The following is a 19,180-nucleotide window of genomic DNA, read 5'->3' as shown; positions in this document are numbered from 1 at the left end:
CAGCCCGTCAGAACGCATAGCGAACGCGCAGGTACGGCGCGTACTGGTCGATCAGGGCGAGCAGGTCGTCCAGCAGGGCCCGCTTGAGGCCCCGCCGGTAGCGGACGTTGGTGCCGCCGCCCTCGCTACGCTTGGATTCCTGCAGGTCAGGACGCCACAGCACGTCCTCGGCGCGCGGGTGCCACCGCAGGTTCACCTCATGCAACGCCGCATTGTGGGTCAGCATGATGACCTCCGCCGCCAACTGGTCGCGGGTGGCCGGCGAGATCGCGTCGCCCAGTGCCACCAGCAGCTCGCGCCAGTCCTCCAGCCAGCCGTCGTGCACGACGACCGGGCTGAGGTTCACGTGCACCTCGTAGCCGGCGGCGCGGAAGTCGTCCAGGGCGGCCAGGCGTTCGGGGATCGGGCTGGTCCGCAGGTCGAGCAGCTTCGCGGTGCGTTCGGGCATCAACGAGAACCTCACCCTCGTGCGGCCCCGCGGGTCCCAGTCGAGCAGGTCGCGGTTGACGTGCTTGGTCGCGAAGGACGCCTTGGCGGTGGGCAGCCCGCGGAACAGCTCCACCAGGTCGCGCACGTTGTCGCTGACCAGCGCGTCCACCGAGCAGTCCGAGTTCTCCCCGATGTCGTACACCCACGCCGCGTCGTCCACCTGGCCGGGCTCGGTCATCGGCCCCTGCCGCGCGACGTGCCGGGCCAGGTAGCCGGTGATCTGCTCGATGTTCGCGAACACCGTGATCGGGTTGGAGTAACCCTTGCGGCGCGGCACGTAGCAGTACGCGCAGGCCATCGCGCACCCGTTGGCCGTGGACGGCGCGATGAAGTGCGCCGAACGCCCGTTGGGCCGGGCGCTGAGCGACTTCTTGACCCCCAGCACCAGCGCCTCCTGCTTGATGCGCACCCAGCGCCGGGCGTTGGCCTCGTCACCGTGCAACTCCGGGATGCGCCAGTGGCTGTCCACCTCGACGCGCTCGGCATCGGGGAACCGGTCGAGCACCGCACGGCCGCGCGGCAGCTCCGCGGCGGCGGGCTCGACGTAGATGCGGGTCGGCGAGATCAGGGGCTTGGTGCTCACCCTTCCCAGTGTCCGAACGGGACCGACAAAAACGCACGTCAGAGCGGCCCCTGTGGGCCGACTCACTGTCACACGATCGGGTGAACGAGGTCCCGCGTGGCACCGACGCGAACCGCCACCGACCGGGCCGCGGTCGCGATCAGAACGGCAGCAGCAGTTGGAAGTGGTCCACCCGTTCCTCCAGGTCGGTGTAGCGCTTCTCCAGCTCGCTGCGCCGTGACCCCGACCTGCGGGCGGCGAGCCGGGCCGCCCCCTGCGGACCCTCCACCCGGGGCTGCCGCACCCGGTCGGGGATGTCGTCGTAGGTGGGGTCCAGCATGGTCCGCCGGACGTGCCCGAGCACCTGCGACTCCCACGTGTCGGCGCGGGCGTGGGGGAAGCGCAGGTAGTGCCGGAGGATGCGGTCCCAGTCCAGCCCGCCGACGACGCTCGGGTAGCCGGTCACCTCCACCACGAGGTGACGTGCGACGGCCATCGACGCGAAGCGGGCGATCCGCTTGACCTCCTCGTGCATCGGGTGGCTGATGGCGGTGTCCTTGGACATCAGGGTGTGCGTGCCCACCTGTTCACCGGTCGCGCCGTTGTCGGACCTGGTGTCGAAGACGTTGCCCGGTCCGTGGTCGCGTGAGTTGTCCATCGCCTGGCTGCGCAAACGGCTCTTCTCCAGCTCCCGCTGCCCCTCCGCGAGCAGCGCGATCAGGAAACCGCCGATCCCGGGCGTCTTGACGCCGAAGTCCTCCATCTCCCGGTCCAGCGCGACGGCCGCGAGCCAGGCGTCCCGGGCGGCGTCGTTGAGGTACCCGTGCTCGTGCAGGTGGTGGATTCCGCGCTCGTACACCCCGTCGCGGAGCTGGTCGGCGTGCAGGGCCAACTCCTCTTCGAGGCGGGTCTTGCTGTTGCCCAACTCCGACCGGTACTCGTGGTCGAAGAGCGCTCGCACCAGCACGAGACGGGAGCCGCGCAGGCGACTCGGGTTCTTCGACGCCCACTTGTCCTTCACCAGGCGCGGCAGTCCCTGGAAGGACCGCTCCAACTCCTGGACCGACGCTTCCATGCTCTCCAACGCCATCGACAGCGTGTGGAAGACGTCCTTGCTGCCGAAACCGCCGCTGTACACCAGGTTCAGCGCGGACTCCGACGTCTCCGGGTCGAGCTTGTCCACCGGCCGGTACACCGGGTACCGCAACCTCCGCATCAGGGCGCGGATCCGTTGGTGGCGTTCCGGCGTCCAGTGGCGGGTCGAGTCCTGGTGCGGCTCATCCGGTGGCAGCAACCGCGAATGGGCGTTCTTCGCGAACCACTCGCGGAAGTACTCCTCGGTCTCACCACGGGGACGCTTGGAACGCAGTTCGTGCCACAGGTGCAGTTCCACGTGGTTGGTGTGGAAGAAGAAGTCCTCGACGCCGTGCAGCGCCTTGCCGAGCTTCACCAGCACGTCGTGCCGCCTGGGGTCGCCGGCAGGGGTGCCGGCGAGCCCTTTCCACTCCACTTCCAGCTTGCTCAGCGACTCGGAGAGGTACTCCACGTACTCCTCCAGGTAGGCGATCAGCCCACGCGGGCCGCGCCGGTAGAGCCGGTGCTTGGCCCGGTGCTCGCCGTAGAGCACGTAAGGCGGGAGGTCCATGTGCTCGTGCGGGTAGTACTGGGTGAGGAACTCGTCGTAGATGCGGCCGACCTCCGCCGACGGCAGCCGGGCGAGATCGCCCAGGGCGGGTGCGAACGCGGGCCGCCACAGGGCGCCTTTCGGCACGTCGTCGGCGAACACCAGTTGCGTGATGCCCGCGAACACGTGACCGAAGTACTGCGCGAGCTTCCCGTGCCGCTGCTCCGGCGGCTCGTGCACGCCGAACATGCGGTCGATCCACTCGTCCAGGTCCACCGCCCAGTTGAGCACCGCCTCCGACGTCAGCAGGCCGATGACCGGGAACACCTGCAACACGCTCAGCACGATGCTCTCCGACAGACCGCGCTGCCACACGATCCGCTTGCCGTACATCAACGCGAACGGGTCGCGGAACTGGCTGATGTCGGTGAGGTAGTTGCCCATCTCCAGGCAGATGTAGTCCTCGCCCGGCCGCAGGGGCGAGACCACCGCGTGGACGTGCCGGAAGATCTCCGCGTGCCGGTGCAGGTCCCCCACGGTGCGCTCCTACTGGGTGAAGTCGGGCAGCACGGCGTCGGCCTGGAGGTGCACCAGCGTGGTGGGCACGACCACCGGCCACGGGTCGCCCTGCGGCACGGCGTTCTCCAGGTCGTCGGTCTGCGCCTTCAACTCCTCGACCAGCGAGACGAACAACGGGTCGTCGATGTGCGGCGGGTCGCCCCCGTGCCACAGCTCACCGGTCTCGACGTAGTGCAGGATCGCCTCGTTGTACGCCGGGCGCACGGGGACCACCACCCGCGCCCCGCCCGCCTGGAGGAACTGGGTGAAGTGCGGGTCCGGGTCCTCGGCGGCCAGGCGGCGGCCCCAGGTGGACGGCCGGGCCCAGAAGTACGGGTAGAACAGGTGCGTCGCCTGCTCCCACTCGAACGCCTGCTCGAAGAACTGGATGAACCGGCCCTCCTCGGCCGCCTCCGCCAGGTCGGTCACCGGGGGCAGGCCGCTGACGCTGTCGAAGGACGAGTAGTCCTGGCCCGTCAGCAACGTGATGGCCTGCTTCTTCAGCTCGTTGCGGACGATCCGGAGGTTGGCGCCGGGGTTGCGGCCCTCGACCACCACGCCCCGCGCCGCCGTCGCCGCCTTCACCTTGTCCTCGTGCGCGGCCTTCGCGGCCTCGTACGCGGCGACGATCTTCTCGAACGTCTGGATCTGCCACACCTCGAACGCGCGGGCGGTGCGCTCGCACCACACCTCGACGTTGACCGCGAAAGCCCGCGTGTCGGAGGTGATGAGGCTGATCGGCACCATCGAGTCCTCGCCGTCGAGGCCAGGGGTGTCCAGGTCGTGCGTCCCGATCGTGAGCACCATCGTGCCGCCGAACCCGTGCAGCTTGGCGCCCCAGCCGCGGGCCAGGTACCCGTCGGGGACGACCACTTCCTTGGAGGTCTTCGAGGCGTACTGGTCGTCGGCCATCCCGCTCTCGGCGAACGTCGTCGTGACGACCTTCCACTCCGGAGGGGGCGGGACGACGCCCTGCACGTTGTACTTCTTGACGAAGTCGCCGAAGTTCCAGCTCTGCACGTCCTTGTGCGACAACAGGTCCAGCGTGGGCGGCTCGGCGCTGCCGGCGTTCTTGGCCGGGTCGTGCTCCTGCGCGAAGTGGTAGTACTCCGCCGGTTCGGGGATGATGAACTCGAACATCATCCGCACGCCGTAGTTGTGCACCTGGGCCTGGTAGTGCTTGTCCACCCAACGGTAGATGCCCGTGACGTGGCCGTTGCCCGCGGGCGTGTTGTCGATCTTGTGGAGGTTGGACTCCTCGATCTCCCTGATCGTCTTGGTCACGCGCTCCTCGCGCACCCGCTTCTGGATCTTGGTCAGCGACCGGTCCACGACGTCGCGGGCGAAGTTCTGGCTGTTCTTGGTGGTTTCCGCGGACGACTGGCTGTAGGCGAAGTCCGCGTAGGCGCCGAGTTCCACGACGCCGTACGACGCCGACACGGTCACGCCGGCGTTGACGCTCATGTCCTGCCGGATGGTCTTCTCCGACTCCTTCTTCAGCTCGAACCGGTCGGTCGTCTGCGCGTCGCGCTCGGTGTCCTCCACCGTCTCGGTCTCGATGGTGAAGGTCTGCTCGGTGCGGTCGAGGCGGCGGTGCGTGCGGTCCTTGCCCTCGCCGTCCAGCACGTTCTCGATGTGCGCCACCTCGCCGGCGACGTAGCGCTGCAACGTCTGCTTGACCACCTTCAGGTCGCCGATGCCCAGCGGGCGGATCACCGGGTGCACCACCCAGGGGAACTGCACCACCGGCTCGAACAGGTCGTCGAGCTCCAGCGCCGACGCCCCCTTGTACTTCGCGGCGAGCGCGGCCATGCCGGGCACCTGCGCGGCGGCTTCGGGCATGACCTTGAACAGCGCCGCGTCGGTCGAGTTGAGCAGCCGGTCGGCGACGACGGCCAGTTTGTGCTGCACCGCCTCGATGAACAACGGCTTGTCCAGCATCGACTGGCTCGCGGGCAAGGTCGCGACGGCCTGCTTCGCGGCGTGCGGGAGGCTTTCCACGACGCCGTGCGGGAGCCTGCCGTGCAGCGACTGCCGCCACTCGGCCCCGGCCGGGGCGGGGGTCGTGCCGGGCTCCTCGCCCGTCCCGCGCGGTTCCGCGTGGCGTTCGACCACCCATTCCACCGGCGCTTCGCGCAGGACGCGCAGGCCGTCGACCAGCTCCACGAACTCCGTCCACAGCGCCTCGTGCTCGACCGCCCGCCGCGCCTCCGCCTCCCGCCGGGCCCTGTCCCGTCGGGACGGACCGGGTTTGGGCACCGCGGCGTCGGTCGCGAGGTCGGGCAGGACCAGCGTCGCCCGCGCCACCCGGCGCAGATCGCGGGCGGAATCCGGCACCGCACCGGCGGCCAGCAGTTCGACCAGCCGCACCGCGCGCAAGGCGTCCACCAGGCCCTCCACGTTCACCGGCCGCCGCCTGCCCAGCAGGTAGAAGCTCTGCAGGCGGTCCCACAACCCGCCGCGCACCTCGGTGACCCGGCCGTCGGCCAGGAAGTCCTGGGCGGTGGCGCCGAGGGCCTGCTCCACGTCAGCCCGCAACGCGCCGACGTCGACCGGCCCCATCGAGCCGGCCAGGGACAGGTGGCGCCGCAGCACCCGGGTCACCTCGGCCAACGCGTCGCCGATGCCCCCTTCGGGCGGCAGCGGGGTCAACCCGTGCGCCGCGACCGCCTCCTCCAGCTTCGGGTCGAACCGTTCGTGCGAAATCTCGTCACCCAATTCCGCAATGATGCGGCCCACGAGAGTTTCCGACGACGACCGGCCGTCCCGCAGCAGGTACTGAATCGGGTCTTCCTCATCGACCGGCGCAGGCGGGCGGAGCGCCACGAACTTGAAGACGTCGTGTTTCAGCTCGAAAGCCATTGAACCCACCCCTAGGCCCGTGGAACAACACAGAATCGGCCGACACATTCCCCTCAAAAGCCGGTCTTCACGTTGTCTACCACGGCTTCCGCGCACTGTGAAGTACACAACACCCATTGAGCCCAGTACGCGGAGCCCGAGCGCTCGCATTCGCCTGACCGGACCATGGTCAGGCGAATGGCGATATTCCACCTTCTTCGGGAAAGGTGAGCGTCCCGCGTAACGGCCCGACCGTCAGCGGGACGTGGCCATGCGGGTGAAGCCGGTGAGGCGCGGGGTGATGGTCGTGGCGAAGGACTCCCCGCTGGGCGTGCGCAGCCCGGCGAGCACCCGCTCACCCGGTGAGCCGAACACCTCGAACCGCTCGACCGCGCAGTGCTCCATCACCTCGCGGATGTAGGGGTCGGAAAGCTCCCAGTGCCTGAGCACCGACTCGTCGTCGGCGTAGAGCTGGAAGCTGTGCGCCACCATCGCGTCGGCGTCGATGAACACCTCCACCATCAACTGCGGACCGTGCTCGCGGACGAACCCGACGGCCTTCACGACCGCCGCACGGAACTCGTCCAGGTGCCCCTCGCGGATGCGCATCGTGTTGCGGAAAAGCAGTGTCCCGGTCATGCCACCGACGCTAAAACCTCCAGTTCGGTAGAGATCAAGCCCGCTCCGCCGGTGAGTCCCGCCAGGCCGAGGACGGTCCGGAAATGTCGTTGACCGACGACCGGCGGGCTGACAATCATGGCCGCCATGCAGCAGTGACCAGTGATGCCCGGAGAGCCGACGGCGGGAGCGAACCCCTCCCCCGCCGCTCTCCGCCGTGCCGCTCGACGCTCGCACCGCGTGGCCGGTGCGGGCCGCCGGCCACTGGTCCCGAGGCGTTGAACCGCGCCTCCTGCACAACACTGGAGCCCACCAATCCATGAGTGACCTCCGCCGTACCGTCCTGCCCGGCATCGACCGCGAAGCGCTCTGGACGGTCAACGACCTCCCCCTCGTCCTGCACGCACCCGAGGCGCCCCTCCACGAACGCATCCACGTGTCACTGTCCCAACGCGACCGCCGGCGCATGTTCGAGGGGAAAGAGCACGTCCACGGTCCCTCCTCCGGCCGCGGACACCACGCCGCCCGGCACGGTCGCGTGCGAGCGCGACGAGAGCGGCACCTGGGCAGCGCGGGCCGCCATGCCGTGCTCCGGGCCCGGCTTCGCGGTCGAGGTCGCCGTCGGCTGTAGCCGGCTGTGGTCGGGCGCGGCGGCCGGCTCCGACGTCGAGGTCTGCGGACGAGCCCGGTTGACGCACAGGACGAGTCACCGCGTTCCCAACCGGGACGGCGCGCCGCGGAGAGGGCGCGGTGCGGGCTCGGTCGATCGCCACGAGCCCGCACCGCGCGACCGGACCGGCGCGCGGGCGCTGGCTGTGCAACGCCTCGGCGTCGAGCCTGGTCAGGACGCACGGTCCCTCGCCGCGTCGGCACCTGCGGCACCGGCACGACACCATCGGGCTACACCACACGATCACACTCAAACGTCTTCTCGCCGCGACCGGCTCGGCGACGGCGTGGCCGGCGGCGCCGCGACGGCGGCCACGGCCCGGTCCACGTCCTGATACAGGTCGAACACGTCGTCCAGCGCCGTGACGTGGATCGGATGCACCACGGCCCGATGACCGGCAGCCGGCACGAGCCGCACACCGCGCCGGTCGGCGTGCGCGGCGGCCTCGGCCGGCAACGCCAGACCCCTCGAGCCCGGGAAGGCCACGCCGGTCAAGTCGATCACCACCGCGGTGGCCTGCGATCCGAAGGCGGGCAACGTGACCGCTCCCAACCCGCAAGCGACCGTCGGCGGACGTCACCCGAAGGCGTTGCGCTGGTGCGACCGGGCGATCTTCGCGCGGATCTGGCCGGCGTCGGGGTGATCGACCTCCTCCATCAAGGCCAACGTCCGCCGCCACGCCCGCGTGGCCGCATCGTGGTCCCCGAGCGCGGAATGCGTGTCGCCCAAGTGATCGAGGGTTTCCACCATGCCGTTGCGGTCGCCCAGCTCCTCGTAGAGCCGGAGCGCCTGCCGGTAGCAGGCTTCCGCCCGCACGTGGTCGCCCAGGTGGTGGTGCACGAAACCGACACTGTCCAAAGTGGCCGCCTCACCGTCCTTGCTGCCCAACTCCCGGTGCAGGGCAAGGGCTTGCTCGCACTTCTCCAGCGCACGCGGGTGGTCGCCGAGCAGGCAGTGGTACCACCCGACCGCGTTCAGCGCCCGCGCCTCGCCGCTGCGGTGCCCCGCCGACCGGAACAGCTCCAGCGCACGCGCGGCGTGGCGGATCGCCTCGGTGTAGCGCTCCCGCTGGCCCAGCAGCCAGCAGATCGCCCGGTGCGTGCGGGCCAGGCCGATCGGGTCCTCGATCTCGGCGTAGAGCCCGAGCGCCTCGGCCAGGTGCGCCCGCGCCTCGTCGTCGCGGCCGAGCCGACCCAAGGCGTTGCCCAGCAACCGGTGGGTCCTGGCCTGGCCGTCGCGGTCGCCCCGGCGGCGCGCCGCCTGCAACGCCGTGCGCTGGGTGGCGACGTAGTCCGGCCACAGGCCCGACCGGTCCAGGAAGGTGACCAGCGTCCACGGCAGCCGCCAGGCGTGCTCGTCCATCCGGTGCCCGGCCGCCACCCCGACCGCGCTGACCAGCACCGGCAGCTCGGCGCGGAACCACTCCAGCGCCTTCCGGTGGTCGGTCACGCGCTGCACGACCGCGCCCGGCGCCGGGTCGGTCAGGTCGAGCGGGTCGCGGTACGGTTCCAGCAGGCGGTCGGCGGCGTGCGCGGTGTGCAGGAGGTGGTCGAGCAGCCGGCGCACCGCCCCGTGCTGGTCCGCCGCGGGGTCGTGGCGGTCGGCCAGCTCGATCGCGTAGGCCCGCAGCAGGTCGTGGACCGTGTGCCGGCCGGGCCGGTCCTCGGTGAGCAGGTGCGCGCGGCCGAGTTCGGCCAGCAGCGGGCGCACCCCGCCGGTCGGGCGCCCCGCCAGGCTCGCGGCGGCGGCCAGGCTGATCTCCGGCCCGGGGTGCAGGCTCAACAGCCGGAACAACCGCGCCGCCGCCGGGCTGAGCGTCCGGTACGACCACGAGAACACCGCCCGCACGTCCAGGTCCTCGCCGGTGTCCAACGCGTCCAACCGGGTCGAGTGGTCGCCCAGCTCGTCGGCCAGGACGGCCAGCGGGATACCCGGGTGGGTGGCGACCCGGGCCGTCACGATGCCCAGCGCCAACGGCAACCCCGCGCAGTGCCGCAACAGGCCCTCCGCCGCCTCGGGTTCGGCGGCCAGCCGGTCGGCGCCGAGGTGCCCGGCCAGCAGGTCACGAGCCTCGTCGTGGCTGAACATCTCCAACGACACCGGCCGCGCCCCATGCGTGGTGACCAGGCTGGTGAGCTTGTTGCGGCTGGTCACGAGCACCGTGCAGGTCGGGCTGCCGGGCAGCAGCGGGGTGACCTGGCCCGCGTCGGCCGCGTTGTCCAGCACCACCAGGACCCTCTTGTCCGCGACCAGGGTGCGGTAAAGCGCGGCTTGGGCGTCCGGACCCGCCGGGATGCCACTCGACGGGACCCCCAGGGCGTCGAGGAACCCCCGAACCACCACCTCCGGCGACACCGGCTGCGCACGGGGGTCGAACCCACGCAGGTTGACGTACAGCTGCCCGTCGGGGAAGCGGTCGAGGTTGCGGTGGGCCCAGTGCAGCGCGAGCCACGTCTTGCCGATCCCGCCGGTCCCGCCGATCAAGGCGATCACCAGGTCGGCACCCGGTTCCGCCGCGCCGGTCAGGTACGCGGTCAGCGCGTCCAACTGCCGCCGACGGCCGGTGAACAACCTCGGCGGCGCGGGCAGCTGCCGAGGCGGCCCGGCCGTCCCGGGACGCGCCACCCCCGCGTCCAACGCCGGATCCTTGGCCAACACCTGGTGGTGCAACCGCCGCAACGCCGGCCCGGGATCGCTCCCCAGCTCCTCGGCCAACCGCGTGCGGATGCGCTGATACACGTCGAGGGCATCCCCCTGCCGACCACCGCGGTGCAGCGCGAGCATCAACTGCCCGGCCACCCGCTCGTCCAGCGGCCGCTCGGCAGCCCGCGTGACCAGAGCCGCCACCACCTCGCGGTGACGGCCCAGCCGAAGCACCAGGTCAACGTGCTCCAGCTCGGCCTCGACCCGCTCCGCCTCCAACTCGGCCCGCAACGCGCTGACCCACTCACCGTCCAACCCGGCGAACGGCTCACCCCGCCACAACGCCAACGCCCGCCCCAGCAGCTCAGCGGCCGTGGATTCGTCGGCCACCCGAGCCTGCCCGATCAACTCCCGAAACCGGTGCACGTCCACCGTCGAGGGGTCCAGCGTCAGCACGTAACCACCCGCACGGCGACCGATCCGAACCCCGTCGGCATCGGCGATGACACGCCGCAAACGCGTCAGATACGTCCGCAACGTGTCCCGCGCCGCAGCGGGCGCACGATCCGCCCACACCCGCTCCACCAGCCGGTCCGACGGGATCGGCTGGTTGGGCTCGACCAGGAACGCGGCCAGCACCGACCGCAGCCGAGCCGGCCCGACGTCCACCGCCCTCCCGTCCACCCAGGCCTCGACGCTGCCCAGCACACGGAACTCCACGACCACCCTGTTCCCCCTGACATCCCCGTGCCTGTGTAGTCCCGCCCACCACGCGACTCAACGATGAAGCAACGTTTTGCCCACGACCGGACGCGCAGGATGGTCCGGACGGCGGGCCCGTCGAGGGGATCGAGGAGGCGGACCCGCCGCACCACACCACAGTTGGAGAAGGGGGACCCACATGGGGATGCAGTCCGTCCTCAAGACCATCGGCGTGGCCACCGCCACCGTCGCGGGCACAGCCATCATGCTCGTCGCTCCCGCCACGGCGGCTCCGAGCACCACCTCGGCACCGGCGAGCGTCTCGACGTTCACGCCGATCGGCGCCGCGGAGGCCGAGAACTGCCCGGTCGACCGGTACGGCTACCGGGGCTGGTCGCCGTGCGGCAGCCAGGGCATCGACGTCGACTGGGGGAACAACCGCCTGGAGACCTTCGTGGTCGGCACCAACCACCAGGTTTACCACGCGTGGCCGGGCAGCGGCGGCTGGAAGTCCATGGGCGGCTGGGCCTGGAACATCCTCAAGGCCCGGAAGCAGGGCAACGCCAGGATCGTGTCCCACGAGGGCCGCGACGGCACCACCTGGTGCCACAAGGACCCCGGCAACGGCAAGTGGTCGGGCACGTACTTCTGCGGGTGACGCCACACCGGGTCGATCGCAGATGACCGCAGCCCTTGGTCCTCCCCACTCCCACAGGGTTCCCGGACCAAGGGCTGCGGCTCGTGCCGCCGCGTGACCCGGGCGGCTGAGGCGGCGGCGAAGAACAAGACTGTTTTCCGGGATGTCGCCCGTGCAGGCTCGACGGCACTGATCGCCGATCGACCTGGGGGAACGCGTGGCCGGTGGGGACGTCGACCGTGAGATCGACATCGAGCAGGCGTACGTGGCGGGCCTGTACGCCCGCCTGGACGCCTTGCGCGACGAGGCCGCCGAACGGCTGGTGGCGGCGCGGGCCGGCGGGGACGCGGAGTCGGTGGCCATCTGGCAGGCGGAGGTGGCGCGACTGGACGCCGTGCAGCAGGGGTTGTGCTTCGGGCGGCTGGACCAGCACGACGGCCGGCGGCTCTACATCGGCAGGCTCGGCCTGTTCCGGGAGGCGGACGGCGAACCGTTGCTGGTGGACTGGCGCGCCCCGGCGGCCCGCGCGTTCTACACCGCGACGGCCGCCGAGCCGCAAGGGGTGCGGCGACGGCGGCGCATCACCGTGCAGGGCCGCACGGTCGTCGCGCTCGACGACGAGGTGCTGGACACTGACGCCGTCGGCGAGGTCGGGCTGGTCGGCGAGGCGGCGTTGCTGGCGGCGGTGACCGCGCGGCGGACCGGCCGGATGCACGACATCGTGACCACCTTGCAGGCCGAACAGGACCGGATCATCCGGCACGGGTCGGGCGGGGTCCTCGTGGTGCAGGGAGGGCCCGGCACCGGGAAGACGGCCGTCGCCCTGCACCGGGTCGCGTACCTGCTCCACACCCGTCCGCACCTGCGCGCCCGCGGGGTCCTGGTCGTGGGTCCCAGCCGGGTCTTCCTCGACTACATCGGCCAGGTGCTACCGGGTCTCGGCGAGAACAGCGTGGTGACCGCGACCATCGCCGACCTGCGTCCGGGCGTCGAGGTCGACCGGGTGGACCCGCCCGGGACCGCCGAGGCCAAGGGCCGGGCGGTGATGGCCGAACGGCTGGCCGAAGCGGTCCGGTCCCGGGTCCGGACCCCGGACCACCCGGTCGAGGTCGAGTTCGAGCAACTGGTGCTGCGGCTCGACCCGCGCACCTGCGGTCGTGCCCTGCGCAAGGCCGGACGCACCGGACTGCCGCACAACCAGGCCATGCTGGTCTTCCAGCGGGAGGTCGTGGACGTGCTCGCGCGACACCTGGTCGAGGGCATGGAGGCGGTCGTGCTCACCGACACCGGCGAGGCGATCGACGGCGGCAGCCCGGACGGCCGGCTCGGCGAAGCCGACCTGCGCGCGCTGGCCGCCGCGGGCGTCGTGATCGACGGGGATGAGCACGACGACGGGCCGAGGACCCTGCTGGACGAGACCGACCGGGCGCGCCTGCGGGACTCGCTGCTCGCCGACACCGGCGTCCAGGCCGCACTCGACGCGCTGTGGCCACCGCTGACCCCGGAGGACGTGGTGTCCGACCTCCTGGCGGACCCGTTCGGCGAACGGCCCGACGGCTGGAGTGCCGCGGACGTCCCGCTGCTGGACGAGGCCGCCACCCTGATCGGCCAGGACCACGACCACCCGACGTACGGGCACGTGGTCGTCGACGAGGCGCAGGAACTGTCCGAGATGGCCTGGCGGATGCTGATGCGCCGCTGCCCCACCAAATCCATGACCATCGTCGGAGACCTCACCCAGACCGGAAACCCCGCGGGCACCTCGTCGTGGGACCGCGTCCTGCGACCACACGTGCAGGACCGCTGGCACCTCGCCCAGCTCACGGTCAACTACCGCACCCCGGCGGAGATCATGGACGCCACCGCGGACCTGCTCGCCACCCACCACCCCGGGACGCCGTTGCCCCGATCGGTCCGCTCGACCGGCCAACCACCCTGGCGCATGCGCACCACGGATGCCGACCTCCCCACCACCATCGCCGACCTCGCCACCGCACACACCCACGGCCAACTAGCGATCATCGCGCCCCACACCCGCATCAAGTCCCTGACCGCCGCGCTGTCCCTCACCCCGGCGGACCTGACCGGCAAGGTCGTCCTGCTCACCCCAGACCAGGCCAAGGGCCTGGAGTTCGACTCGGTCCTGATCGCCGACCCAGCCACCATCCTCGACAGCGAACCACTGGGCCACAACGACCTGTACGTAGCGATGACCAGAGCCACCCACCGCCTGGGCATCGTGCACCCAGGCCAACCACCAGCCGAGTTGTCCGCCCTCCAGGAACTCCACCCGAACACGACAGCCGCACTCGTGCGTCCAGCGATCAACCGTGACGCAAGCGATCCAGCATGCCCCGGAGCGTCAACGTGATCGGGTGCTCTCATGCTGTAGGCGGCCAGCCGGTCCAACGTCACGTGCCAGACCCGGACCATCGTCCGCCAAACGTCCCCGCCCTCCCCCGCGGCGGTGAACATCCGCGCCGGGAACCTGCCCAGCAGATCCAGGTTCGCGGTCGGGCTATCCGGTTCTGGGCCAGGTAGGCCGCCGCCTGCTCGACTGCGAGCGGCAGGAACCCCAACTCCGCGCACAACACCTCCACGCCGGACAGGTCCGCGTCGGGCCATTCGGCCCGCCCCACCCGGTCCCCGGCGGCTGGTGATCACCACCGTGCCGGTGCGCACCCGCTCCAGCAACTCCGCCGCGTCGGCCGGTGTGATCAGGTTGTCCAAACCCAGCAGCCACTCGTCGTGCGCGGCCAGCCAACGGACACCCAACTCGACCCGCTGTTCCGCCGGCAACACCGCCGCCTCGGGCGCGATCGCGACGGCCAGGTCCGCGAGCCCGGTCGCGATCGCCGCCGGCGAGTCCGCCGTCATCCACCACACGAACGAGAACCGGTTCCCGCGCAGCTCGGCGAACCGTGCGGCCAACGTGGACTTCCCCACGCCAGACCAACCGCCAACCCAACCCGCTCTCGCGGTTGATCGAACGCGGCAAGCCCGAAACCGCCAGCGAACCGCGCAACCGGTCAACCGTCAGTCGTCCCGTCGGCCGCGCTGCTCGTCCGCTGCCTCCTCCTCGACGATCTCCGCGATGTGGATCGCGTCGTCCCCCTCGTCGAGGTCCGCGGCCTCCGCCGCCACGGCCACCTCGACCGTCTCCAGGCCGTGCTTCTCGCGCAGGAACCGCTCGCGGTAAAGATGCTCGGCGTCACTGGTCAGGTTCGACAACAGCCGCGCGTTGAGCCCCGCCCCGATCACGATGCCGACCACCGGCACCGCCTGCCCCAACTTCTGCTTCGTCAACCGCAACGCGAACCGCTCGTAGAACGCCCTGACGACCCGCGTGACACCGTTCTTGTTCAACTGCGCCCACGTCGCCCGACGAGCGAGGTCGTTCACCAGCTTGTTCAACTGCACGTAGGCGAAGCTCTTGCCCGTCTGCTGGGCCATCCCGAAGTTGAGGACGCCCAGCGCGAACACCTTCTCCTGCGGCAACTCGGTGTCATAGCCGTAATAGGCAGCCGTGTGGGCGATCGCCCTCGTCATCGCACCCAGCACCAGCACAGCATCAGCCGCCATCGCCGCCGCCACCGTGCCCGCGCCAGGCGCCGCACCGGCACCCGCGCCGAACACGCCACCCGCCGTCGCGAGCAACTCGCCACCGGAGATCGCCAGACCCGCACCCGCGCCCTCGACCGCGCTGAAGGCCGTGTAGCCCAGCCCCAGGCGCGGTTTGGCCTTGTCAACGTCGCTCAGGTCGAGCTTGCGGATGTCGCTCAACTCGCTGACCGCGTGTCCGCGCTTGGCATACGCCGCGACGACCGCGTCACGGCGCAGCGTCGCCTCACTGGCCTTGTTCACCAGGGTCAACAACCCGTCGACCGACTTGTGCACGACCGCCGCGACCTGCTCCGACCCGGGCACCTGATCCAGCCGCCCCTTGGCGATCTCACGACCCTTGGCCAGGCGATCGCGCACGCGCTGCGGCAACAGGTGACGCTCGCCGGCCGCCAACCGCTGCTCACGCCAGCGCTCGACGTCCTCCCACGCCGCACGGTCGTACGGGCTCATCTGCTCGATCCCCAACGGACACCTCTCCCGACGACGACACGACGACTGTCACCGGAGAGATCGATGCCCAGCCCGCAGATGTGACGGCTCCACCTGGTTCGACTGCGATGCCCTGAGCCTCCCACGTCGCGGTCGTCCGACACGACGACTGATCATCCGATGTTCGAGACACCACTCAAATGGTCGACAAGAGCAACCCTCGCAAATCCGTCCCGCATTATTGCGGTCGATTCACATTACCTATACCGGGCGAACTGGCGCCGCATTTTCGGCAGCCGCAGTCGTAACGATCTCCCGACACCCCACGATGACGACTTGTGATCCTCAGAGATCGCAATCGGCTGAATGGTGGGCGGAGTCGCGCATGTTCGTGGGTCGTTCCAACCTCGTGGACCTGGTCGAGCAGTTGGTCCTGGTGGACGGCCGGCCACCGGTCGGTCAGACCCCGGAACCGCCCGTGCTCGTGATCGAGGGGTACGGCGGCACCGGGCGCAGCGCGTTCCTCGACACGCAGGCGGCCCGGTGGAAACCGCACACCCCGACCGCGCTGGTCAACGCCCGGTCGGCGGCCGACGCGGACGTGGATTCCCTGCGCCCGCTGCTCGTCGCGGTGATGCAGGGGTTGAGCGAGAAAGTCGGCTCGTACGAGGTGAAGTTCCCGCGCGTCATCCTCGCGCACGTGGCCATGGAGAGCCCGGTCGACGGCGACTTCGACGTGAAGCGCGCGAAGGACGAAATGAAGGCCCGCCTGGTGGCCTACCGCGACCGGGACGCCCTGATCGGGCTGGTGGGCAACCTCGTGCAGACGGTGGCACCGCCGTTGGGCGACGCGCTCGTCGACGGAGTCGTGCAGCGCATCGTCGACCGGCTGCGCCGCGCGTCCCGGCTCGCCCGGTTCAGTTGGGACGACGCGTTGCCGTGGTTCCGGCACCAGGACAACGGCTACGACTTCGACGAGTTCACCGCGCTGGTCCGGCTGAGCAAGCAGGCGGCGAAGAACACCTCCGACGTGCGCGCCGACGTGGACGACCTCCTGATGGGCGCGATGCTCGCGGACCTCCGCGAGAGCCTGGACCGGGTGGCGAACCGGCCGTGGAACGCCGTCGTGCTGCTGGACGAGGGCGACACGGCCGCCGCCCGGTCGTTCGTGACGGCGCTGGTCGACCGGCGCCGGCGCCGCGACGTGCGCGCGCCCCGGCTCCCACCCGACCCGCTGGTCCTGGTGACCACGAGCGCCGGCGCCCTGTCGCAGGACCTCCCCGACGTCGACGCCGGTCACCCGTGGCTGCGCGAGGTGCTGGGCGACCTCGCCGAAGCCGACGTCCACGACCTCGCCCGTGCCCGCCTGTGGCCGCCCGACCTGGGCACCCGGCGGGTCGCGGACGTGACGTACCGGCTCACCAGCGGTCACGCGGAGGCCACCATCGCGGTCCTCAACGCCCTGGAGGACGACCCCACGCTCATAGCTCGCGTGGACGAGGTCTTCGACCGGCCGGTCACCTCGTCGCGGCAGCCGCTCGGGGCGCACCTGCTCGACAAGGTCGCGACGGGACTGGGACCGGGTGACCACGTCGCCGACACCCTCGCCACCCTGTCGGCCGCCCGCAACCGCGGTGAGGCGACCCGGTTGGCGAAGCTGCTGCGCCTGGACCCCACCCTGGAGCTGATGACCTCCCCGTCGCTGTGGCCCGACCAGGCGCTGCCGCGGTTCGTCCGCTATCTCGGGCTGCGCAGGCTCGCCGCGCGCACGGAAGGCCACCGCTGGACCGACGTCTTCACCGCGTTGCGCGACGAGGCCGTGCGACGGGGTGACGTGGTCGGCGGCCTGCACCACCGGCTCGCGCTCGGCGAGACCGCCGCCGTCGCCGCCGAACTCGCCGGGCTGCTGCCGGAACTCGGCGACACCGAGTGGCTCCACCTGCTCGACTCGATCACCGCCACACCCGCCCTCGCGCGCCCGCTGGGCACCTCGAAGGTGGACGACCCCGTCCACCGGCTGCTCGTCACGGGGCACGCGCTGGCCGACCCCCGGCTCAGCGACCGCGCGGGACTGCGCAACCGCTACGTCATCGCGGGGAACGACCTGCGCTCCCTCGCGGGCTCGTCCGAGGCGTTCGTGCTGCGCGCACAGCACTACCACAAGCTCGCGGGACGGCTGGACTGATCCGCGTCGACCGGAAGGAACCCCTGCACATGTCTCAGCCGGGCAGCTACCGCCTGGGGGTCTGGCCCGTCGGCTACCACCCGAACCGGCGCCGGAAGTGGTGGCGGCTGGCCGTCGTCGTGGTGGTGCTCGTCGGGGCGGTGCCCGCCGTGTCGCTGGCGCGGTGGCTGCCCTCCCACGTGGCTTGCCGCGACGGGTGGCCCTCGGGCGAGGTGTGGTCGCAGGACGGCGAGTGCGTCGGCGTGACCGAAGGGCCCTACGCCTTCGAGCTGGACCAGTTCACCAGGGTGATGGCCGTGATCGACGAGCAGAACCGGACGGTCCGCGACCACGGCTGTCGAAGCGACCACCCGATCGTGACCATCGCGGTGCTGACCACGTTCACCTCCCCCCACGGCGGCGGGCGGATGGTGCAGGAACTGGAAGGCTTCGCCGCCGCGCAGCGGCGTGCCAACGGCGCGGGATGCCGCTTCCCGGTGCGGCTCAAGGTCGCCAACACGGGTCGCGACGCCCAGGCGGCCGAAGCCCTGGCGCGCCGGCTCAAGGACGACCCCTCGGTGCTGGCGGTCGTCGGCATGGGGCTGAGCGACCAGCGCTCCGCGGACGCCGCCGACGTGCTGGGCTCGTCCGGCCTGCCGGTCCCGATGGTCGCCGACCTCATCACCGCCTCCGGTTTCGACGCGGACGGGTCGAAAGCCGACTCCCCCGACTTCGGGACCTGCGACCAAGGCGCCACCTACCGCGACGGCGTCGGCCACGGCTACTTCTACCGAGTCGCACACCGCACCACGAAGCAGATCTCGGTGCTCTCGAACTTCCTGTCCGGCCCGCCGGACCTGCTCATCACACCCACCGACGAGCGCGACCCGTACACGTGCACCTCGTTGCCCTTCGCGCGCAAGCTCGGCAACGACGTCCAAGAGGTCCGGTTCGACCCCCAGGACTCACGGACCGTGGCGCAGGCGGCCGAACAGGTGTGCCGCCGTTCCGGCGGGGTCACCGCGTTCTACACCGCGCGCAGCCGCGACCTGGGCCGGTTCCTGCACCGCATCGTCGACCAGCGGCACAACGGCCAGTGCGTCGGCCCGTCGGCCATCACGGTCGTCAGCACCTCCGACGCGGTCCGGATGCGCGTGCCCGAAGCGGAGAAGGAACTGGAGGCGTCGCGGATGGCGGTGTTGGAGTCGGAGATGTTCCGACTCGGCCGGCTGCGCCTGGTCTACACGCCGCTAGCCGACGCCGACTCGCTCAAGGACAACCCGGAATTCGGCACCCTCCGCCGCCAGTTCGTCGACCTGGGCTTCGAGGTCGCGCACCTGGAAGGCGGCTGGGCGGTGAACGCCTACGACTCCCTGCGCACCGTGACCGAGGCGATCCAAACCCTGAGCGGCGACGAACCGTCCCGCGCGCAGATCAACGCCGCCATCAACGGGATCAAGGGGTCCAACAGGCTGCTGGGCGCCGGCGGGCCGATCGAGTTCGACAACAGCAACAACCGGACGAGCGACCCGGTGGCGGTCGAACTGTGCCCCGGCCAGGGCGGCGGCAGGCCGTTCAGCGTTCCGGTGGCGAGCACCGAACCCTGCCGCTGACCTGCC

11 protein-coding genes are annotated in these 19,180 nt (G+C 70.9%); 4 read left to right on the top strand and 7 right to left on the bottom strand.

The window, feature by feature from the left end:
- Positions 1 to 7: 7 nt before the first annotated feature.
- From AB0A74_RS00830 to AB0A74_RS00805, 6 genes are all read right to left on the bottom strand, one after another.
- Entirely contained in the window at positions 8 to 1,072 is a 1,065-nt protein-coding gene (locus AB0A74_RS00830; RefSeq protein WP_358246796.1) for a spore photoproduct lyase family protein, read from the bottom strand.
- A gap of 139 nt (positions 1,073 to 1,211) precedes the next feature.
- Positions 1,212 to 3,212: a hypothetical protein gene (locus AB0A74_RS00825; protein ID WP_358246795.1), complete on the bottom strand. Its 2,001-nt coding sequence runs from the start codon at positions 3,210 to 3,212 to the stop codon at positions 1,212 to 1,214.
- Positions 3,213 to 3,221: 9 nt separating this feature from the next.
- Positions 3,222 to 5,951, bottom strand: coding sequence for a hypothetical protein (locus tag AB0A74_RS00820; RefSeq protein ID WP_358246794.1), 2,730 nt, complete (start codon positions 5,949 to 5,951; stop codon positions 3,222 to 3,224).
- A 378-nt stretch (positions 5,952 to 6,329) separates the two neighbouring features.
- A complete protein-coding gene (locus AB0A74_RS00815) occupies positions 6,330 to 6,713 on the bottom strand; it encodes a hypothetical protein (RefSeq protein ID WP_358246793.1) in 384 nt (127 codons plus the stop codon).
- 898 nt (positions 6,714 to 7,611) lie between these two features.
- Positions 7,612 to 7,899, bottom strand: a complete 288-nt coding sequence (locus AB0A74_RS00810) for an STAS domain-containing protein (protein ID WP_358246792.1) — start codon at positions 7,897 to 7,899, stop codon at positions 7,612 to 7,614.
- Between the two features lie 39 nt (positions 7,900 to 7,938).
- Complete coding sequence (locus tag AB0A74_RS00805; RefSeq protein WP_358246791.1) at positions 7,939 to 10,725, bottom strand: BTAD domain-containing putative transcriptional regulator; 2,787 nt, start codon at positions 10,723 to 10,725, stop codon at positions 7,939 to 7,941.
- Positions 10,726 to 10,906: 181 nt separating this feature from the next.
- On the opposite strand from AB0A74_RS00805, the gene AB0A74_RS00800 reads away from it, so the two are divergent.
- Both AB0A74_RS00800 and AB0A74_RS00795 read left to right on the top strand, forming a co-directional pair.
- Positions 10,907 to 11,365, top strand: a complete 459-nt coding sequence (locus AB0A74_RS00800; protein ID WP_358246790.1) for a hypothetical protein — start codon at positions 10,907 to 10,909, stop codon at positions 11,363 to 11,365.
- Between the two features lie 196 nt (positions 11,366 to 11,561).
- A complete protein-coding gene (locus tag AB0A74_RS00795; RefSeq protein WP_358246789.1) occupies positions 11,562 to 13,715 on the top strand; it encodes a UvrD-helicase domain-containing protein in 2,154 nt (717 codons plus the stop codon).
- 665 nt (positions 13,716 to 14,380) lie between these two features.
- Here the strand turns inward: AB0A74_RS00795 and AB0A74_RS00790 are convergent.
- Positions 14,381 to 15,418, bottom strand: a complete 1,038-nt coding sequence (locus tag AB0A74_RS00790; RefSeq protein ID WP_358246788.1) for an EcsC family protein — start codon at positions 15,416 to 15,418, stop codon at positions 14,381 to 14,383.
- A 364-nt stretch (positions 15,419 to 15,782) separates the two neighbouring features.
- On the opposite strand from AB0A74_RS00790, the gene AB0A74_RS00785 reads away from it, so the two are divergent.
- A complete protein-coding gene (locus AB0A74_RS00785) occupies positions 15,783 to 17,582 on the top strand; it encodes a hypothetical protein (protein WP_358246787.1) in 1,800 nt (599 codons plus the stop codon).
- Between the two features lie 29 nt (positions 17,583 to 17,611).
- The gene (locus tag AB0A74_RS00780; RefSeq protein WP_358246786.1) at positions 17,612 to 19,174 is read left to right on the top strand and encodes an ABC transporter substrate-binding protein; all 1,563 of its coding nucleotides are present in this window, start codon (positions 17,612 to 17,614) and stop codon (positions 19,172 to 19,174) included.
- Positions 19,175 to 19,180 lie beyond the last annotated feature (6 nt).

This window comes from Saccharothrix sp. NPDC042600 (genome assembly GCF_040647305.1).
Lineage (GTDB): Bacteria > Actinomycetota > Actinomycetes > Mycobacteriales > Pseudonocardiaceae > Actinosynnema > Actinosynnema mutabilis.
Note: the sequence above shows the minus strand (reverse complement) of the source record. Positions and strands in the feature narration are given on the sequence as shown.